This is a genomic window from Plesiocystis pacifica SIR-1, assembly GCF_000170895.1.
Taxonomy (GTDB): Bacteria; Myxococcota_A; Polyangia; order Nannocystales; family Nannocystaceae; genus Plesiocystis; species Plesiocystis pacifica.
Map to the genome: position 1 here is coordinate 41,339 of NZ_ABCS01000045.1, position 18,295 is coordinate 59,633.

Genomic DNA, 18,295 nt, shown 5'->3' on the forward strand with positions numbered 1-18,295 from the left:
CCGTCTACTCGCTCTCGTCCTCGCTCGCCGTGCACGCGGCGATGCCCAGCTCGGCCTGGGTCGCGCAGTTGACCGCGACCAGCTCCTGCGTCAAGGCCACCGCCGCGCCCCCGTCCTCGGCCTCGACGGCGGCGAGGTAGTCGAGCCACAGCTGCATGTGCGCGGCCGCGTCGAAGCCGGGCAGGCGCTGCTCCATGACCGGCAAGACCACCGCCGTGTAGACGATGCCCTCCCACGCGCCCTTGACCCCGTCGGGCGTGCCGAGGGTCCCGGCGACGACGGCCTCGTCGCAGTACTTGCGCGCCCGCTTGACGAAGGCGACGGCCAGCTCGGCCTCGATCCACGCCGGATCGACGCTCGGCAGCTCCCCCTCGAGCATGGCCTCGATCGCCGGGACGGCCGGCGAGTTGCGCCCGAGGACGCGGTCCTCGAGCACGCGCAGCAGCCCCAGGGCCTCGTCGGCCGCGGCCTGATCGCCCCCCTGGGCCGCGCTGGCCCGGGCGAGCAGGACCCGGTGGATCGTCGTGAAGGTCGTCTTCTCGATGATCTGCTTGCTCGCCTTGGTCGCGTACTCGTCCGGGGCCCAGGCCTGCTCGGGGCCGAGGATGCCGGCGTGGCCCGAGCCGAAGGCGTCGACGATGATCGTCTCCCAGCTGCCCAGGCTCTCGACCAGCGCCGGCTCGCTCCCGGCCTCCGCGGCCAGCGGTCGGAGCACGCCGCCCCAGTAGCACCACGCCGTGTCCCACTCGGCGAAGGTCAGCGCGGGGTCGCGCTGGGGGTCGGGGAGCTGGTCGGCGACCGTGGCCAGGCGCGCGCGCACGTCGAGGCTCGCGACCAAGCGCAGGACGTCGCGGATCGTCAGCAGCAGGCGCCGCCGCTCGTCCACGTCGTCGATCATCGGCGCCAGGTCGATGGCCCCCTCGATCGCCGCGTCGTCGACGAGCAGGCCGCCCTCGACCCGACCCAGGCGCGCGTCGACCTCCCGGACCCAGCGCTGCAGCGGCGAGCCCCCGGGGATCGGCGACTCCCCCGACAGGTCCGTGTCCTCGCCCCGGTAGAGCTGGGCGATGTACTCGACGTCCGGCTCGGGCAGGGCGAGCTCGGCGAGGAGCTGCTCGTGGGCGAACAAGGCCGCGTCGCAGGCCGGCAGCGGCGTGTCGCCCAGCTCCGGCGCGACCTCGTCCACGACGCTCTCGTCGCCCGCCTCGCCGCCCTCGTCGATGCACGCGAGGGCGGACACGGCCAGGCACGCGATCAGGGCGCCGCGACGTGGGTGAACAAAAATGCGAAGGGTCTCGAGCGCGGTCATGGGGCGAACTCCGGGGCAGGGAGGATCCAGGGCGCCGGGCGCAGGGCGAGCCCCGGCTGGGTTTGGGTCAGGTCGAAGTCGGGGTCGATGAGCCGCGCCCGCGGGCGGCCGTTGAGGGCGACGAAGGCGTCGGCGTAGACCGCCAGCTCCGCGCCAGGGCGCTCGTGCTCGAGGCGCGCGGCGAGGTGGCGGGCGTAGCAGGCGATCATGTCCGGCTGGGTGCTCATCATCTTGGCTTGCAAGACCGTCAGCTCCTCGCTGGGGTCGACGCGCCAGCGCGCCCCCGAGCGCCGATCGACGACGCGAAAGTCGACCGCCCCGCCCTTTTCGACCAGCATGACCCGGTAGGCGAAGCGTCCGCCCTCCTCCGTCCAGTTGACCGGGCCGGGGTAGAGCCAGTGGCGCAAGGGCAGCAGCGCCTGCGCGGCCAGGCTCAGCCACGCGAGGCGGTGGGCCCAGGTGGCCAGAGGGTGCGGCGGCGCGGGGCGGGCCGCGTCGTCGGGCGTCGACGCCCTCGCCGGCCACCAACGCCGCGGCCAGTCCGGCTCGAAGAACACCGTCGCCGCCGCGATCATCACCAGGGGAAACAGGCCGATGGGGAACAGCCACCCCGTCAGGCCGTGGAAGGCGAGCAGCGCCAGGTAGGCGACGGCCCGCGTCGGCGCCCAGCACAGCGCCGGGACCACGCAGAGGTCGAAGACCATGCCCGCCCACGAGGCCAGCAGGGCCACGCGCGGATCGGCCAGCCACCCTCCCACCGGCAAGCTCAGGACGACCCAGTCCGCGTGGCGGCCAAACCAGATCGTCAGCGGCTGCCCGGCGAGCAGCCAGTCCCCGCCGATCTTGGCCACGCCCGCGAACACGTAGACCACCGCGACCTGGACCCGAACGACATCCAGGGTCGTCCGCGGAGCTCGACCGTCGGCGTCCGCGTCGGGGGGCGCGAGCGCGAAGGTCAGCAGCAGGCAGCTGAGGAAGTAGTAGTGGTTGAGGTAGTAGCTGAGGTCGATGAGCTCGAGCCAGGTGAAGCACGCGAAGGCCACCGCCGCGCTCGCCCGCGTGGCTCGGCCCGAGGCCAGCGCGAGCCCGGCCACGAACACGGCGGCGAACAGCAGGTGGCAGCCGAGCCGACCGGGGATCGGGACCCACTCGAAGCCCGGATAGGGGAAGTGAAAGCGCGGCGCGAGCAGCAAGCTGTCGATCCAGCCCTTGGCCCAGTAGCGCCCCGCCGACACGCTGACGAGCACGCCCACCATCACGCGCAGGGCGACCAAGCTGGCCGCGTCCACGCGCCCTGCCTCCCCCTCAGTCGCCATCGTTGTCGCTGAGCGAGACGGTCACGCCGAGCAGCCCCGCGACGTCGGCGGCCAGGGTCAGGCGCAGCGCTCGGATCGCCTCCCAGGCCGCGTTGACGGCGGCCGGGTCCGTGTCGAGGCCCGTGCGCAAGGGGTCGGGGAGGGCCTCAGCGGCCGCGAGGGCGACGTCGAGGTCGGCGCGCACGGCCGCGTCGATCTCGGCGCTCGAGGCCGCGACGATGACCGTGAAGCCCTCGCCGTCTCGGTCGGCCCCGCCGAGGTAAAAGGCCGAGAAGCCCGCGAGGGCGTCGAGGATGTCCGCGCGGCTGCGATCGGAAAAGCGCGACTCGAGCTGCTCGAGGTCGGGCTCCGCCGTCGACAGCCCCAGGGGCTTGCCCATGGACCGCTCGCTGAGGTCGTGGAGCCCGGCGATGGCGGCGTTGAGCAGCTCGTCGACGGCCAGGCTGACCGTCGGGTAGCGCGCGTTCGAGCCCGCCGTGGCCAGGGTGTCCGCGAAGCTCTCGGTCTGCGCCTCGAGGGCCTCGAGCTGCACGCCCACGTCGCCAACCACGGCGTGCAGGTAGGCGCAGCGCTGGGCCCCGCTCGGCTCCTCGGCCGTGAGCGCGGCGAGCACGGCCTCGTCGCCGCCCTCGGGGTCCCACAGCAGGTACTCGACGGCCGGCAGGCCCTTGCTCGCCACGCCGAGGGCACCGACCTCCTCGACCGTGCTCGAGCCTCCGGTCACGCCGCCCTCGATGCTCGACGGGCGCGCGGGCCAAAAGTCGACGGCGCTGTCGAAGCCCTCGTCGACGAGGGGCCCGAACGGCAAGGCCCGAAACTGACGCCACGGCTCCCGCAGCGCCCACCAGGCCGCCTGCGCGGCGTCGAGGGTGCTCGGGTCGGGCGCCTCGCACAGCGCCAAGGTCGCGGCAGACAAGGCCGCCGCCCGCTCCCGGGCCTGAGCCAGAGGCGGCAGCAGGGCCGAGGGGCCGAGGTCGGCGAGCATCGCCGGGCGCAGGTCGGGCTCGGGCTCGGCGCAACCTTGCTGGACGAGCAGCGCGGCCGCGGCCAAGCCCAGCCCGAGGCCGGGAGTCAGCGCGAGGATCAGGGTGCGACGCGTGGGCATGGGGGCTGGCTCTCAGAGGCTATGGACAAAGCGCACCAACGCCGCGCGGTCGCTGGCGTCGAGCTCGGTAAAGGCGTCGCGGCTGGCCTGGGCCTCCCCGCCGTGCCACAAGATCGCCTCCTCGAGGCCGCGGGCCCGTCCGTCGTGGAGGTAGAGCGCGTGGTCGTTGACGACGTCGAACAGGCCCACGCCCCACAGCGGCGGCGTGCGCCACTCCGAGCCGTCGGCGTCGTAGTCCGGGCGCCCGTCGGCCAGCCCGGGGCCCATGTCGTGGACCAGCAGATCGGTGTAGGGGAAGATCGTCTGCTCGCTGACCTCGGGGAAGCCCGCGAGGGTCCCGGTGACGATCATCGGGGTGTGGCAGCCGTCGCAGCCGACGTCGCGGAACAGCTCCCGCCCGAGCAGGACCTCGGGGTCGTCGATCTCGCGCCGGGCCGGGACCGCGAGCAGGCGGCTGTACACGGTCACGGCGTCGAGCAGGTCGTCCTGGAGCTCCGGGCCCTCGGCGTCGGTCCCCGTCGGCGCGCTCGCGCACTCCACCTGAGGTGGTGGGCAGTTCTCTTCGCCGTGCACCATCGAGGTGATGCCGATGTCGCCCGCGAAGGCGCCGGCGTTTTGCTGGACCAGACCGACCTGGTTGGCCTTCCAGCCAAAGCGCCCGAGCAGGTGCTCGCCCGAGATCGGGTCCAGCGGATAGTTCGGCCGCCCGGAGATGCCGTCGCCGTCCTCGTCGTCGGGATCGGCCGCGGCCAAGATGGTGTCCTCGTCGATGGCCTCGAGCAGGCCCAGGCCGATCATGTGCGGCGCGACCCGGGGCGAGAACAGCAGCTCGTCCGCCAGCGGCCCAAAGGCGAGGTCCTCGAAGGCGTAGCTCGGCTCGCGCAGGGAGTAGGCCGCGCCGTCCGGGTAGGTGCCGGGGAGCTCGGTCCAGCTGACCACCGCCCGGCCCTCGGCGGGCACGCCGGGGATGGACTGGGGCTGGAGCTGCCCGCCGTAGTTGGGCTCGGGCAAGGGCCCGCCGTCCTCGGCCTGCCCCGGGATGGACAGGCGCAAGAGCATGGACAGCATGGGCTCGTCGGCGCTCAGCGGCGGCCGGCCCCGGCCGTCGCGGAAGTGGCAGCCCGAGCACGAGGTCGCGTTGAAGGTCGGCCCCAGGCCGTCGCGGGCCGTGGTCGAGGCCGGCGCGATGACCCAGTTCTTGTTGAAAAAGGAGTTGCCGACGAAGAAGCCCGAGAGGTGCTCGTCCTCGATGTTTCGGGCCGAGAGCGAGAAGGCTCGGGAGCCCTGATCGAAGACCGTGGTCCCGCCGCCCGCGAGGGCCTCGTCGATCCCAGAGCCGGGCTCGGGCTCGGCGCAGGCGCAGGCGAACAGCGAGGCCCAGATGATGTGGCGGCGAGACAACACGGCGCTACTCCAGGGCCAGGTTGATGTCGAACAGCGCGGCCGCGTCGGCGATCGAATCGGCCTGCACGCGCAGGGCGTCGATGGTCGCCTGGACCGACTCGACGTCGTCGACGATGGCGCGATCGAAGGGCGCGGGGATGGCCTCGGCCGCGCTCACGCTGGCGGCGATCTCATCGCGCAGGCGATCGGCCAGATCCGCGTCGCGGGCCGCGACCAGATCGTAGACGCTCTGCCCGTCGAGGGCCCCGTAGCGGCCCAGGTACACGTTCTGAATGCCCAGGGCGTTGGTCACCACGTCGCGGTGGGTGTTGTCGCTGAAGCACGAGTGCTCGTCCTCTTGCTCCTGGGTCTCGAGCGCGACCTCCATGCGCTCCCCGGCGAGCTCGGCCCCGCTGAGGCTGCCCATGCCCAGGAGGATGCGGCGCACGATCTCCTCGGGCGCCTCGCCCACGAAGCTGTCGCGGTAGCTGCCGGCCCACGCCGTCTCGAGGCCCTCGAGGTCCTCGATCAGCAAGGTCACCGCCGCCTGTAGGTAGGCCGCGCGGCGGTCCTGATTCATGGCCGTGCCGTTGCCGTCGGTGAGGTAGTCCGTGGCCGGGCGCGCCCCGGGCCCGTCGGCGCTCAGGTCCTGGCCCCACAGCAGGAACTCGACGGCGTGGTAGCCCGAGGAGATGTTGGTCTCGCCCCCGGCCTCGTTGAGCTCGGCGAGCAGCTCCGGGGTGATGTCGGGGTAGGTCGCCAGGTCGTTGATGATGCCGGCGTCGGGCATGCCGTCGACGTAGTCGATGTAGGCCTCGTCCATGGGCCAGGCGTTGAGCTGCCCCTCGGGACCGTCGGTCGGGTTGTCGATGGGCCCGTCGTAGAAGCGGAACACCTCGGTCTGGCCGTAGGGCTCGCGGGCGGCGAGCCAGGCCTCGCGCGCGGCGGTGAGGTTGGCCTCGCTGGGATCCCCGACGAAGGTGTCGATGGCGGTCGCCAGGGCCTCGGCGGTCATGCGCGCGTCGGCGTAGTTGGCCGCGACGATGTCGGCGTAGTTCTCGGCCACCGGGGCGACCTCGTCGGCGCTCAGGGGGGTGTCGCTCGGCTCGTCGGTGGAGCAGGCACCAAGGAGCAAGGCAGAGCAGATCAGCAAGCGTGAGATCGAAGCGGTCACCATCGCCTGATATTGAAATTAGATTTCACTGTCAAATTGAAAGAGATTTAATCGAGGTACAGCGCTAAATATTCGCACAAAAACACCGAAAAAGACTCTCGTTATCATCCAATTTGAGATCGCCCGCCCCGAAACGGGAACCTAGTCACTCACTCGATCCACCACGCTCAAAGGGTCGAGGAAGAACCGCCTGCCCCTTCTCTTCGAGACCGCTCGAGGCCGCTCGAGCGCCCCTCACCCCCGGCAAACAACGCCCCCGCTCGCGGGGGCGACCGCATGCCCCCTCGCAGGTACGAACCCCATTGAGGACAAGCCAAAGAGGAGGAGCGGCAGCGACGAAGCGTCCCCGGTTCGAGACGCCCGCGGGGGCAAAAAAGAACTCTCAGCGCTTGCGAGCGCGCCGCTCTTCGGCGTGGCGCAGGGCCTTGCGCTTGACCCGACCAAAGGCCCGGTACATCACCGCCGCGTCGGCGTAGCGCTTGCGCGTCGACACCTCGAGGCTGCGCCGCACGAGCTCGCGCAGGTCCGGGTGGTGCGTCCGCATGCGCTGGCGCCCCTCTTCAAAGGGCCACTCGAACGGCCACTTGGGCAGCTTGCCGGTCAGCAGCTCGTGGAGGACCAGGCCGGCCGAGAACACGTCCGACTTGGCCGAGGGTCGACCCAGGGCCTGCTCCGGCGCCATGTAGCCGACGGAGCCCGAGGCCGATCCCTGCACGGTCTTGCGCGCGAACTTGGCGATGCCGAAGTCCGCCAGGCGCAGGCGACCGTCGGCGAACAGGATCATGTTGTCGGGCTTGATGTCGCAGTGGATGACGCCGCGCTCGTGGGCGTGGGCCAGGCCCGCGAGCAGCTGCTCGATGCAGTTCATCTTCTGCACGAAGGTCATCCGCCGGCTCATGCGATCGTCGAGGCTCTGCTCCCCCAGCGGCTGCACGATCACGAACACGCCCTCGATGAAGTCGGCGTTCTTGATCGGCAAGATGTTGGGGTGGTCGAGCTTGGCGGTGATCCGCACCTCGCGACGAAAGTCCTCGATGTGCGCCTCGGTCACCGTGCCCAGGGGGACCTTGAGCGCGACCGAGATGCCCTCGATGGTGTCGTAGGCCTCGAACACGTCGCCGAAGCCTCCCCGCGCGACGCGACGCTTCAGGCGGTACTTTCCAAGTCGTTGGCCAACGCGAACCATGGACGGTCGAGCCCCCGAGATTGAGCCCAGTCCGGTCGCTTGGCAAGGACGATTTATGCGCTCTCGCGGCGGATGGGGGCCACCAAAGAGCGAGGCCCGCGGGGCCCGAGAGCCGCCGCGAGCCTGTCCGCGAGGTGCCGATGAAGCCGTGGCACTCAGGCCGCAGCGCGCTCAGCGCCCGCTTGCGCCCTGGCGGCCGCCTTGGCCTTGGGGCTGCGCTTTTTGTTGGGCCGCCAGGTGCCCGCCACGACCTCCGGGGGCGGCTCGCGCAGATCCCAGACCAGCCCCACCCAGCTCATCGCCTTGAGGATGTAGTAGGTCACGTCGAGCTGCCACCAGTGGAAGCCCTGGCGGGTGCTCGCCTGGTAGTAGTGGTGGTTGTTGTGCCAACCCTCACCGAGGGTGATCAGCGCCAACCAGAAGTTGTTGCGGCTGTCGTCCGAGGTCTCGTAGACGCGCTTGCCCCACACGTGGGAGAGCGAGTTGATGGTGAAGGTGCCGTGCCACAGGAACACGGTGCTCAGCACGAAGCCGATCAGCAGGCCCGACCAGCCCAGCGCCAGCCAGCAGCCAAAGCCCAGGGCGGCCGGCGGGATCCACCAGTAGTGGTTGAGGAAGACCAGCTCGGGGTACTTCGCCAGGTCCTTGATCTTCGAGTAGTCCGTGCCCTCGGTGCTGTCGTAGAGCCAGCCGACGTGGGCGTAGAACAAGCTGCGCTGCACCGGCGAGTGCACGTCCTCGGGCATGTCCGAGTACTTGTGGTGGTGCCGGTGGTGCGCCGCCCACCACAGCGCGCCCTTTTGCGAGCTCGTCTGGGCCAGGAAGGCGAGCATGAACTGCATCACCCGGCTGGTCTTGTAGGTCCGGTGCGAGAAGTAGCGGTGGTAGGCCCCGGTCACCGCGAACATGCGGATGAAGTAGAGGCCAAAGCACAGCGCCCAGTCGACGGGGCGAACCTCGATGCCGGGCAGCAGGGCCAGCAGAGGGACGAAGTGCAGGATGATGAAGGGGGCGCCGACGAGCCACAGGCGAAACGTGCTGGTTTGGCTGTCACTCGGGGCCTGGGACACATCGGTCAGGCCGACGGAATTCGTGGTTGCATCCACGGGATCAGCCTGCCACCAGACCCGTCTCGGGCCCTTCCCGAGCGTGTCTCGGTTGTGTCTGCGACGGTCAGATCAGCGTTTATTGGCCGGTGTTCGCGCGAATGAGCTCGATTCACCGTGAACGCCGTCGCACGCCGCCGGATCGTATCGCTCACTCGGGTACGAACTTGTAGCCCGCTCCGCGCACGGACACGAAGTAGCGCGGCTCTTTGGGCGAAGGCTCGAGGTGCTTGCGCAGGCGGAGGATGAAATTGTCGACCATCCGCGAGTTCGGATAGTTGTCGAGCTTCCAGACCTTCTCCTGGAGCTCCTGCCGGCTGAGCACCCGGTTGGGGTTCTCGATGAAGTAGCGCAGCAGGTCGTACTCGAGGGCCGTGAGCTTGAGCTCCTCGCCGCCGCGAGCGGTCACCCGGGCCGCGAAGTCGATCTCCACGTCGCCGATGTGCACGCGCTCGGCTGGGCCCTCGCTGCTCTTTTGCTCCCAACCCCGGCGCCGCAGCAGCGAGCGCACCCGCGCGAGGAGCTCGTCGAGCTCGAAGGGCTTGACCAGGTAATCGTCCGCCCCCGCCTCGAGGCCGCGGACGCGATCGCTGATTCGGTCGCGGGCGGTCAGCATCAACACCGGCGTGAAGTCGCCCGCGTCCCGGAGCTTGCGGCACAGGACGAAGCCGCCCTCTTCGTTGTCGGGGAGCATGACGTCGAGGATCAGCGCCGCGTACTTGCCCGACTCGATCAGGTGCGCGCCCGCGTCCCGGATCGAGTGGACCAGATCGACGGTGTAGCCCTCGAGTTCGAAGTTCAGCTTGAGCCCGGTCGCGAGGTTGCGGTCATCCTCGACGACCAACAGTCGCGCAGAGCCGTTGGACATGGCGGGCCGAGCTTGGCGCGAAGCCCGGGAGATTGCAAAGGGGCGCGCGTCTTTGTCACGTCATCAGAACTTCGCGCATGGGTCATCCGTCGCGTCGGCGTGTGGATCGCCAAACTCAGCGCGACCTCGACGGCAGCAGCTGGCTGTCCCGAATCAACGTCTGCAACGGCTCGACGTCGATCCAGCTCGAAGGCGCGTGCTCGAGGGTCTGGGCGGCCTCGCCCGCGACACGCTGGGCCGACTCACGCTGGCCATGGGCGGCCAAGACCCGGGCGTGCACGAACACCAGCTCCGCCCGACGCACGGGATCGCGCACGCTCTCGCGCATGGCGTAGGCCTCCGTGCTCAGCTCGAGGGCACGTCCGCGCTCCGCAGCGCGAGCCGCGTCTCCCCGCTCGCCCGCGCCGCCTTCGAGCAACGAGGCCGCGAGCTCGATCAGCGCGCGCGCGTGCAGGGCAGCCTCGATCGAGCGGCCCAGTCCGTTGGTCCGCGCGAGCCGGGCCGTCCGCTCGTCGAGCTCGCGCCCGCTGAGCTCGCGGGCGCGCTCGAGCTGCGCGAGGGCCTCGTCGCGCTGACCGAGGGCGGCGTAGGCTCGGCCCAGGCCGATGAGGTAGTGGGCCAGGCGCGGGCTGTGCTCGCCCTTGCTCGCGCGCTCGATGGCCAGGCTCTCTCGATAGTGATCGGCGGCGGCGCGCGGGTGACCGCGGCGCAGCTCGAGGGCGCCCGCGTCCCCGCCGAGGCTCGCCAGGGTCGGGTGCTGGGGGTCGAGGGCGCGCAGCAGCACCGCCGCGCGGGCCAGGGTCGCCGCGCCCTCGTCGAGGGAGGTGGTCCGCCCCTGGACGTCGCCGAGCAAGGCGAGGCTGTAGCCGAGGGAAAAGCGCGAGGGACCAGCCGGGTCCTCGGACACCTCGACGGCCCGCAGCAGCGCGCGCCGAGCCTCGGCGTAGCGAAACTCGGAGCGGAGCAAGTAGGCGCGGTTGATCAGGGCCCGAGACAAGAGCAGGGAGTCCGGGTCGTCCATCGCCTCCAAGGTCGCGATGAGCTGCGCGAGCACCTCCAGCCCTTCTCTGGCGCGGCCGCTCGTGGCCAGGGCCGTGCCCAGGGCCAGCTTGGACTCGAGGTTCCGCGGGTGCTCGAGGGGGTAGAGGTGCTCGACCATGGTCACGGCGCGGCGCTGGACGGCGAGCGCGGCCTCTCCGTCGATGTCGTCCAGCGCCGAGCTCATCGCATTGAGGGCGCGCAGGGCCGTGGGGTGGTCCGGGCCGTAGAGGGCGTTGGCGAGGCTCAGGGCGCTCTTTGAGTCAGCGATGGCGGCGTCGAAGTCTCCGCGCAGGTGGTGGAGATCACTGCTGAGCAAGGACCACTCGATGCGCAGGGGGTGCTGCTCCCCGAGGAACTCGTCGAGCAGAGCCCGGGCCGCGCGCAGCTCCTCGTCGGCGGCCTGGGGATCGGCGAGCCTGAACTGGCAGCGAGCCCGGTGGATGTGCAGCTCGACCTGGCGCTCGGGCGGGCTCCCGAGGCGCTCGACCAGCACGGCCGTGAGCTCGAGCATGAACAAGGCGAGCTCCGGCTGCTCGCGGGCCTCGGCGACGCGGGCGAGGCCGAGGGTCGCGTCGAGGGTCGTGGGCAGATCGTCGCGGACCCCCGCCGAGTGCAGGGCCGCGCGGAAGCCCGCGTCGGCCTCGTCGAGGCGATCGAGGGCGTGGTCGAGCTGGGCCGCGATCACGCGGACGTCGTCGTGCAGCTCCGGGCACGCGCGCAGCTCGGGATCCGCGAGCAAGTTCGCCCCAAAGCGCGCGCCCTGGTGAAACAGGCCCGCGAGCTGGAGCATGCGCAGCCGGTGGAGCGAGCGGTACAGCCCGGGGGCGCAGGCCTCCTCGACCAGCACCTCCCCGTCGAGGGCCGCGCAGTCCTCGGGCGGGGGCAGGGCCTCCACGGCCTCGAGGGCGTGGGCCGCCACGCCCTCGCGCTGCCCCGCTTCGCCGAACACCTCGAGCAGCGCCGCGAAGGCCTCGCGGTCGCTGTCGAGGCAGCGGCTCTGCGCGGTCGCGGGCAGGGCCTCCACCGAGACCCCGAGGCCGGCGCGCTCGAGGCAGTGCTGCTCCCGGACCCGGGCCCAGCGCTCGACCCAATTGGCGGTCGCGGCCATGACCCGGGCGCTGTGGGCCTCGGCGTAGCGGGGCCCACCGGCCTCGAGGGCGGCGAAGAGATCGGCCTGGCCGTCGCGCCACAGCCCGGCCACGGTGTGCGCGTCGCGGGAGCAGGCGCGTCGCTGGGCCCGCCGCTGGACGCCCAAGCCGAGCCCGATCCCGACGCACAGCGCAACGCTCGCGCCCACGCCGATGGCCCGTCGCCGTCGCTGCTTCCGTCGCCGGCTCCGATCGCCCGTGAGCGCGTCCAGCAGGGCGGTCATCGACGGCCACCGACGCTCGGGCTCGAACGCGAGGCCGCGGTCGAGGATGGGCTCGATCCAGTCGGGGATGGGGCGCGCCGGATCCCGGGGCCAGGGCAGGCGATCGTTGCTCAACACGGCCTTGGCCCGGGAGCGGGTGCTGTCGCCGCCAAAGGGCGTCGCGCCGCACAGGGCCTCGTAGAGCGCCACGCAAAACGAGAACTGGTCGCTGCGCGCGTCCGCGACCTGGCCCCGGAACTGCTCGGGGGCCATGTAGCCCGGGGTCCCCAGGGTCGCCCCGTCCCGGGTCAGGCGCAGGGCGAGGGCCTTGCCGATCCGCGAGCTCGAGACCTTCTCCGAGGGGCTGCGCTCGAGCTCGCGGTAGAGCTCGGGGGCCGCCGCGTCGTGGAGCTCGCGCGCGGCCTCGGTCACCCGGACGAGGCCGAAGTCCGTGACCTTGGGGACGCCCTCGAGGGTGAGCAAGACGTTGGCCGGCTTGAAGTCGCGGTGGATGAGGCCCGCGGCGTGGGCCGCCGCGAGCCCCTGGCCGGCGCGCATGTACATGGCGAGCACCTCCCCCCAGCTCCGGTCCCGCGCCTCGAGCCAGGTCTGGAGCGTCCCGCCCCCGAGGTACTCCATGGCGATGAAGGTCTCGCTGCCGATGCGGCCGACGTCGTAGATGGCGACGACGTTCGGGTGCGACAGGCGAGCCATGGCCTGGGCCTCGCGCAGCAGCCGGGTCGGGGCGTTGCCGCGCCCCGGCGTGTGCAGGACCTTGACCGCGAGGTGGCGGTCGAGCTCGGGGTCCTCGGCCAGGAAGATCGAGCCCATGCCGCCCTCGCCGATGCACTCGAGCAGGCGGTAGCGACCCAGCTGGAAGGCGTCGTGGGAAGGCGGGACGTAGTCGGGGATGCCCCGCTGGGCTCTCTCGTGCTCCTCGAGGAGGAGCGTGCGTTCGAGATCCTCTCCGGACATGGCGGCGCGACCCCGATCCCGATCGGCGGGTGCCCTTCGAGGGTACGCTGCGCTCGGACCCGTGGACAGACAAAGGCCCCCGCGCCGAACCCGCGCATTCGAACGGGCAACTCCCCTGCTCGAGGCTGGTAGGCTCCGCGGGTGAAGGAGCTCAAGCTCGGCTTCATCGGCACCCACGGGGTCGGCAAGACCACCCTCTGCTACGGCCTCGCCGCCCGACTCAAGGCTCAGGACTACGTCCTCGACATCGTTCACGAGGTCGCCCGGCGCTGCCCCCTGAGCATCAACGAGGACACCAACGTCGCCGCGCAGTCGTGGATCCTGCACACGCAGATCGCCGACGAGCTCCTCGCCGCCGCGCGCCACCCCGTGGTCCTGTGCGATCGCAGCGTGCTCGACAACTACGTCTACCTGCTCGTCGCGGGCGGGCGCGACGACGCCCTCGACACCCTCGTCGCCTCGTGGCTGCGGACCTACGACCTGCTGATCTACGTGCCGGTCGTCGCCGAGCTCAAGCCCGACGGCATGCGCTCGACGGACGCGGCCTTCCAGCAAGCCATCGACGACCGCCTGCTCCGCGAGCTCGACCGGCGCGGCGTCCAGGCCCTGCGGCTGGCCCCGGCGCAGCGCGAGCACTGGCTGGACATCGTCGAGGAGGAGGCGCGCAGCCGCTACCTCCAGCCCCAGCTTCCGCTGCTGTAGGTCGTGTAGGTCCAGAGCGTTCCAAGACTCGACGCGCGGGCCGTGCACCTTCGGGACAGCCCGCGCGCCGAGTTGAACTGCTCTTTGGCTCTCCCTCGATCAGCATGGCCGCGATGGCGGCGGGATCAACCGCGCGCGGCGACCTCTTTATGGCTTCTTGATCTCCACGCACCTCGCCATTCACATCTCGCTATCATGACGGCGATGCTCGAACTCGGGAGCCTCGCCCCGTCGGCGCTGCTCGACGCCCGGGTCCGCACCCAGGACGGCCGGGAGGTGTCGCTGCGCTCGACCTTCGAGCCCGACCCCGAAGCAGGGGCTGAGTCGCGGACGTGGGGCAGGGAGGGCGTGGCGTCGTCCGCGACGGCTAAAGTGGACAGGGACTGTGAAAACTTCACAGTCCCTGAGCTCGGCCCGGCCCTGCTGCTGTTCCTGCGCCACTACGCCTGCGTGGGCTGCAGCCGCCAGGTCGAGGAGCTCAGCCCGCGCGTGCTCGAGCTGAGCGCGCTGGGCGTGCGCGCGGTGTTCATCGGCAGCGGCGACGCCGAGCAGATGGCGGCCTTCGCCCAGCGCCACGCCCTGACCGACAAGGCCGTCGTGATGGTCTGCGATCCCGCCCTGGGCAGCTACGCCGCCGCCGACATGCGCCGCTCGCTGTGGTCCGCCGTCGAGCCGCGCGCGTGGTGGTACCAGCTCGTCGCCATCATGGACGGCTTCCGCCCCGGCCGCGGCCTCCAGGGCGAGGTCACCCAACAAGGCGGGGCCGTGCTCCTCGACCACGAAGGGCGCGTCGCCTGGCTCTACCGCGCGCGCTACACCGCCGACAACGTCGACGGCTCCGAGCTCGTCGCCGCGGCCCTGGCCATGCGCGTCGTTCGACACAAACGCGCCGGAGGTTTCGTGCTGTGAACGCCCTCGTCCACGTCGCCAACGTCCTGTTCCTGGTCTCCTACCTGGTCCGCGACATCCTGTGGCTGCGCGGCCTGACGATCGTCGCGATCGCCACGCTCATCCCCTACTACCTGGCCAACGACCTGTGGCCGCCGATCATCTGGAACGGGGTGTTCGTGGCCATCAACGTCTACCAGATGGTCCGCCTGCTCATCGAGCGCCGGCCCTGCCACCTCGACGAGCGCCAGCAGCAGCTCTACCAGCGCGTGTTCCGGACCCTCCAGCCCCGAGAGTTCCTCGCCCTGGCGCAGCTCGGGACCTGGCGCAGCGTCGCCCCCGGGGAGCAGCTCGTCGCCGAAGGCGAGGTCCTCGATCAGCTCCACGTCATCGAGGCCGGGACCCTCGAGGTCCTCGTCGGCGAGCGCAGCGTGGCCGAGCTGAACGCCGGCAGCTTCGTGGGCGAGATGAGCTTCCTGACCGGCGAGCCGACCTCGGCCCGGGTCGTCGCCAACGCCGGCGAGCCCAGGGCGGTCGAGGTGCTCAGCTGGCCGCGCGAGGGGCTGCGCGCGTTCCTCGACGGCCACCCGGACACCCGCGCGGCCTTGCAGCTGATCCTCGGCACGGACATGGCCGCCAAGCTGCGCGCGGGCTGATCCTGATCCTGAGCTAGGCCCCCGCCTCGACCAGGTCCAGCAGCTCCATCTCGAGCTCGACCAGGGCCCGAAAGTCCGGCACGTCCGCGGCCAGGAGCACGACCACGCCCACGCCCGCCTCGCGGTCCAGCCACAGCTCGGTGGTCGAGCCAAAGTCGCCGCCGTTGTGGCCGAACAGCTCCCGGCCGTCGACCTCGCGCATGGCCCAGGCCACGCACTGCCCGTCCTCGTCCGTGCCCGCGCCGGCGTCGACGGTGAGCATCTCGTCGACGCGCGCGGCGGGGAGCAGCTCGACGCCGTCGAGGCGCCCGCCCCCGCCGATCATCGCCAGGTAGCGCGCCATGTCGTCGGCGCTCGAGCGCAGCATGCCGTCGGGGTAGGTGGGGTAGCCGTACTGCGGCCAGGGCTCGAAGCGCCCGGCTTTGGTCGTGCCGCCGTAGGGCACGGCCGGCTCCCGGGGCAGCTCGGCGAGCAGGTAGGCGCTGTCGTCCATGTCCAGGGGCTCGAGCACCCGGGTCCGGACCAGGTCCATGAACTCGAGCGCTTCGGCCTCGGCCACTGCCAAGGCGCCCAGGGACGCCCCGACGTTGCTGTAGCGAAAGCGCGTCCCCGGCCAGCTGCGGCTAAAATTGCGGCTGCGCCAAAACTCGCCCTTTTTGGTCACGTAGCCCTCGCCGAAGCGTTCCAGGCCCACGCTCGGATCGCCGACGACGTAGCTGTCGTCGTACTCGCCGGTGTCGCGCAGGCCCGTGTTGTGGGTCAGGGCGTCGCGCACGGTGATGGTCTCGCCGTCGAGCTTGGGGTTGTCGACGGCGAAGTCGAGGTGCGCCCCGAGGGGGTCGTCGAGCTCGAGCACCCCGTCCTCGACGGCCATCATCGCGGTCACCCCGATGAAGGTCTTGCTCACGCTCGACAGCAAGATCGGGGTGTCGACGGTCATGGGCTCGAGCTCGCCGAGCTGTGACCACCCGTAGGCCGCGCTCATCTGGACCTCCCCGTCGCGGACCAGGCCCACGGCGAGGCCCCGGAGAGCGTGCTACCTTCACGGCGTGCCCGTGGTTGCGACCAGGCCGGAGCAGCTGACCGAGCTCGCCGACATCACCCTCGTCGACGCCGACAGCGAGGCCCATCGCCTCGGCGACCTGTGGGCCGAGCGCGCCGTGGTCTTCATCCACCTGCGCCACTTCGGCTGCATCTTGTGCCGCCACTACGCCGGGGCGCTGCGCGACTCCTTCGGCGACTTCGAGGCCGCCGGGGCCCAGCTCGTCGCCGTGGGCACGGGGGGCCGGCAGTACACCCGGGACTTCATCGAAGAGCGCAAGATCCCCTACCTGGTCCTCGTCGATCGCCACCTCGCCAGCTACGAGGCCCTGCACGTCCGCCACGACCGCTCGAAGATGGGCTGGCTGCACCCCAAGATCCTGTGGCACGCCCTCAAGGCCCTGCTCGCCGGTGAGCGCCAGGGCAAGTCCGGACCCAACCCCTTCAAGTACGGGGCGGCCCACGTCATCGGGCCTGGCGGCACCATCGAGTACGCCTGGCTCAACGACGACTACCACGACAACGCGCCCGTCGATGACCTGCTCGAGGCCGTGAATCAGGCCGTCGCGCGGGGCCCCGACGCGGCCAATCCGCAGCCCGCCTGAGTCGTGGACGTGGGGCAGGGAGGGCGTGGCGTCGTCCACGACGGCTAGAGTAGACAGAGGGTTGGCCAAACTCGTTTTGGCCGACCCTCTGAGTCCCCCTCCCGCCGCGCGGGGATGGGCCCAACCCCTCGCAGAGACTCATCTGCGCACGCGGAGATGGGCTTCGGGTCATGTAGACTCCGCGCGATGTCGCGAGAGCCCGTAGAGATCGCCCTCGATCAATACCGCCTGCACGTGGACCACGAGCCCAACGGCCCGATGGTTCGAATCGCGGCACCCGACGGGGCCGAGGCGCTGCGCGTGACCATCGGCCCCGAGGGCGCCGTGCTCACCCTCGGCCACGGCCTGACCCTCGCCGTCACCGGCACCCTCAACCTCGTCGGGGATCAGGTCGCGATCCACGGCAAGGAGGGCGTGTCGATCCGCAGCGGCAAAGACCTCGTGCTCGAGAGCGATCGGGACATGGCCGTGGACGCCCGCGAGCACCACATCCGCTCGCGCCTGGGCGACGTGCGGATCAAGGCCAACGACGACGTCCGCATCAACGGCGAGCGCATTCGGCTCAATTGCTGATCGGCTCGGGATTCGGCGATGGAGCTGCAAAACTTCACCCCGGTCCCCGCGATCTTGTGGCGGACCATCGTCGACGACGACCGCATGGCCGCGGCCGTGGTCGCGCGCATCACCTACCGCATCGTCGACGGCCGGCTGCTCCTCGACTCCGCCCAGGACTGGCCCATCGACAAGGCCGAGTACGACAGCCCCGCCGGCCTCCGCCCGCCCGAGGACTGCTTTTACCGCGGCGGCGTCGACCTGATCGTGCTCGGCTCGGCCCGCGCCCCCCGGGGCCAGCCCGCGCCCAAGGTCGAGGTCCGCGTCTACCTCGACGACGCGGCGGGCTACAGCTTCGTCAGCGGCGTGGACGTCTACGGCGAGCGGCTGTGGACCCGCAGCTTCGGCGGCGAGCTGGTCGCGACCGCGCCCCGGCCCTTCGTCGAGTGCGAGCTGAGCATGGCCAACGCCTTCGGCGGCGTGCAGACCTGGGACCAGCTCCCGGTCCCCCACGTGTCCAACCCCGAGGGCAAGGGCTACTACACCGAGGCCGCCGCGGCCCTCGAGCAGCCCCTGGCCAACATCGAGGATCCCCGGCGCCCCGTGCAGCGCTGGAGCGATCACCCCGACCCCGTCGGCGTCGGCTTTTGCCCGCCGCAGTTCGGGCCCAAGGCCACGCGCAACACCGTGCTCGACGAGCGCGGGGTCATCACCAAGATCGAGCCCTCGTTCTTCAACGAGGCCTTCCCCGATCTGGTCGCCCCGCCCCCGCCTCCGCATGCGCGCTGCCAGGTCTACGGGGTCCGCGAGCAAGGTGCCGTCGGCTTTCGCCTGCCCACCCCGCCCCTGGTCGCCCGGGTGCGCCTGGGCGACAAGACCGTGGTCCGCGAGCTCGCCTACGACCAGATCGGCGTCGAGCCCGACCTCGACCGCGTGTTCATCACCTACCGCTACCCCTTCCGCTACACCGTGGAGCGCATGCAGGCTCGGAGCTGCGAGCTGCACTGGTCCCCGCGCGCCCACGAAGGCTGACCCAC

The 18,295-nt window shown here is 71.1% G+C and carries 15 protein-coding genes and 1 pseudogene; 6 read left to right on the plus strand and 10 right to left on the minus strand.

The window, feature by feature from the left end; translation table 11 throughout:
• Positions 1-4 precede the first annotated feature (4 nt).
• The 9 genes from PPSIR1_RS22035 to PPSIR1_RS22075 all read right to left on the minus strand — a co-directional run bounded on the left by PPSIR1_RS22035 (position 5) and on the right by PPSIR1_RS22075 (position 12,814).
• On the minus strand, positions 5-1,309 hold the full coding sequence (locus PPSIR1_RS22035) for a hypothetical protein (protein WP_006973367.1): 1,305 nt from the start codon (positions 1,307-1,309) through the stop codon (positions 5-7).
• A complete protein-coding gene (locus PPSIR1_RS22040) occupies positions 1,306-2,598 on the minus strand; it encodes an HTTM domain-containing protein (protein WP_006973368.1) in 1,293 nt (430 codons plus the stop codon). Before PPSIR1_RS22040 ends, PPSIR1_RS22035 begins: the two co-directional genes overlap by 4 nt.
• Before the next feature lie 16 nt (positions 2,599-2,614).
• Positions 2,615-3,730 (minus strand): imelysin family protein, encoded by a 1,116-nt coding sequence (locus tag PPSIR1_RS22045; RefSeq protein WP_006973369.1) that lies wholly within the window; start codon positions 3,728-3,730, stop codon positions 2,615-2,617.
• Between the two features lie 12 nt (positions 3,731-3,742).
• The gene (locus PPSIR1_RS22050) at positions 3,743-5,134 is read right to left on the minus strand and encodes a di-heme oxidoreductase family protein (protein WP_006973370.1); all 1,392 of its coding nucleotides are present in this window, start codon (positions 5,132-5,134) and stop codon (positions 3,743-3,745) included.
• 4 nt (positions 5,135-5,138) lie between these two features.
• Entirely contained in the window at positions 5,139-6,290 is a 1,152-nt protein-coding gene (locus PPSIR1_RS22055; protein ID WP_157595829.1) for an imelysin family protein, read from the minus strand.
• A gap of 379 nt (positions 6,291-6,669) precedes the next feature.
• Entirely contained in the window at positions 6,670-7,473 is an 804-nt protein-coding gene (locus tag PPSIR1_RS22060) for a serine/threonine-protein kinase (RefSeq protein ID WP_045116510.1), read from the minus strand.
• 155 nt (positions 7,474-7,628) lie between these two features.
• Positions 7,629-8,579, minus strand: coding sequence for an acyl-CoA desaturase (locus PPSIR1_RS22065; protein ID WP_232296528.1), 951 nt, complete (start codon positions 8,577-8,579; stop codon positions 7,629-7,631).
• A 151-nt stretch (positions 8,580-8,730) separates the two neighbouring features.
• The gene (locus PPSIR1_RS22070; protein WP_045116511.1) at positions 8,731-9,447 is read right to left on the minus strand and encodes a response regulator transcription factor; all 717 of its coding nucleotides are present in this window, start codon (positions 9,445-9,447) and stop codon (positions 8,731-8,733) included.
• A 115-nt stretch (positions 9,448-9,562) separates the two neighbouring features.
• A complete protein-coding gene (locus PPSIR1_RS22075; protein ID WP_006973375.1) occupies positions 9,563-12,814 on the minus strand; it encodes a serine/threonine-protein kinase in 3,252 nt (1,083 codons plus the stop codon).
• Positions 12,815-12,955: 141 nt separating this feature from the next.
• On the opposite strand from PPSIR1_RS22075, the gene PPSIR1_RS22080 reads away from it, so the two are divergent.
• The 3 genes from PPSIR1_RS22080 to PPSIR1_RS43470 all read left to right on the plus strand — a co-directional run bounded on the left by PPSIR1_RS22080 (position 12,956) and on the right by PPSIR1_RS43470 (position 15,060).
• Positions 12,956-13,516: an ATP/GTP-binding protein gene (locus PPSIR1_RS22080; protein WP_006973376.1), complete on the plus strand. Its 561-nt coding sequence runs from the start codon at positions 12,956-12,958 to the stop codon at positions 13,514-13,516.
• A 204-nt stretch (positions 13,517-13,720) separates the two neighbouring features.
• A complete protein-coding gene (locus PPSIR1_RS22085; RefSeq protein ID WP_157595830.1) occupies positions 13,721-14,425 on the plus strand; it encodes an AhpC/TSA family protein in 705 nt (234 codons plus the stop codon).
• Positions 14,422-15,060 carry a cyclic nucleotide-binding domain-containing protein gene (locus PPSIR1_RS43470; RefSeq protein ID WP_006973378.1) on the plus strand — a complete coding sequence of 213 codons (639 nt, stop codon included), beginning with the start codon at positions 14,422-14,424 and terminating at the stop codon, positions 15,058-15,060. Before PPSIR1_RS22085 ends, PPSIR1_RS43470 begins: the two co-directional genes overlap by 4 nt.
• Positions 15,061-15,073: 13 nt before the next feature.
• Here PPSIR1_RS43470 and PPSIR1_RS22095 read toward each other — a convergent pair.
• Positions 15,074-16,081, minus strand: a pseudogene (locus PPSIR1_RS22095) (serine hydrolase domain-containing protein); the annotation flags it as partial.
• 34 nt (positions 16,082-16,115) lie between these two features.
• Between PPSIR1_RS22095 and PPSIR1_RS22100 the strand changes: the two are divergent.
• The 3 genes from PPSIR1_RS22100 to PPSIR1_RS22110 all read left to right on the plus strand — a co-directional run bounded on the left by PPSIR1_RS22100 (position 16,116) and on the right by PPSIR1_RS22110 (position 18,290).
• The gene (locus PPSIR1_RS22100) at positions 16,116-16,706 is read left to right on the plus strand and encodes a peroxiredoxin-like family protein (protein ID WP_157595831.1); all 591 of its coding nucleotides are present in this window, start codon (positions 16,116-16,118) and stop codon (positions 16,704-16,706) included.
• Positions 16,707-16,892: 186 nt separating this feature from the next.
• Positions 16,893-17,279 (plus strand): hypothetical protein, encoded by a 387-nt coding sequence (locus PPSIR1_RS22105; RefSeq protein ID WP_006973381.1) that lies wholly within the window; start codon positions 16,893-16,895, stop codon positions 17,277-17,279.
• A gap of 18 nt (positions 17,280-17,297) precedes the next feature.
• Complete coding sequence (locus tag PPSIR1_RS22110) at positions 17,298-18,290, plus strand: DUF2169 domain-containing protein (protein ID WP_006973382.1); 993 nt, start codon at positions 17,298-17,300, stop codon at positions 18,288-18,290.
• Positions 18,291-18,295 lie beyond the last annotated feature (5 nt).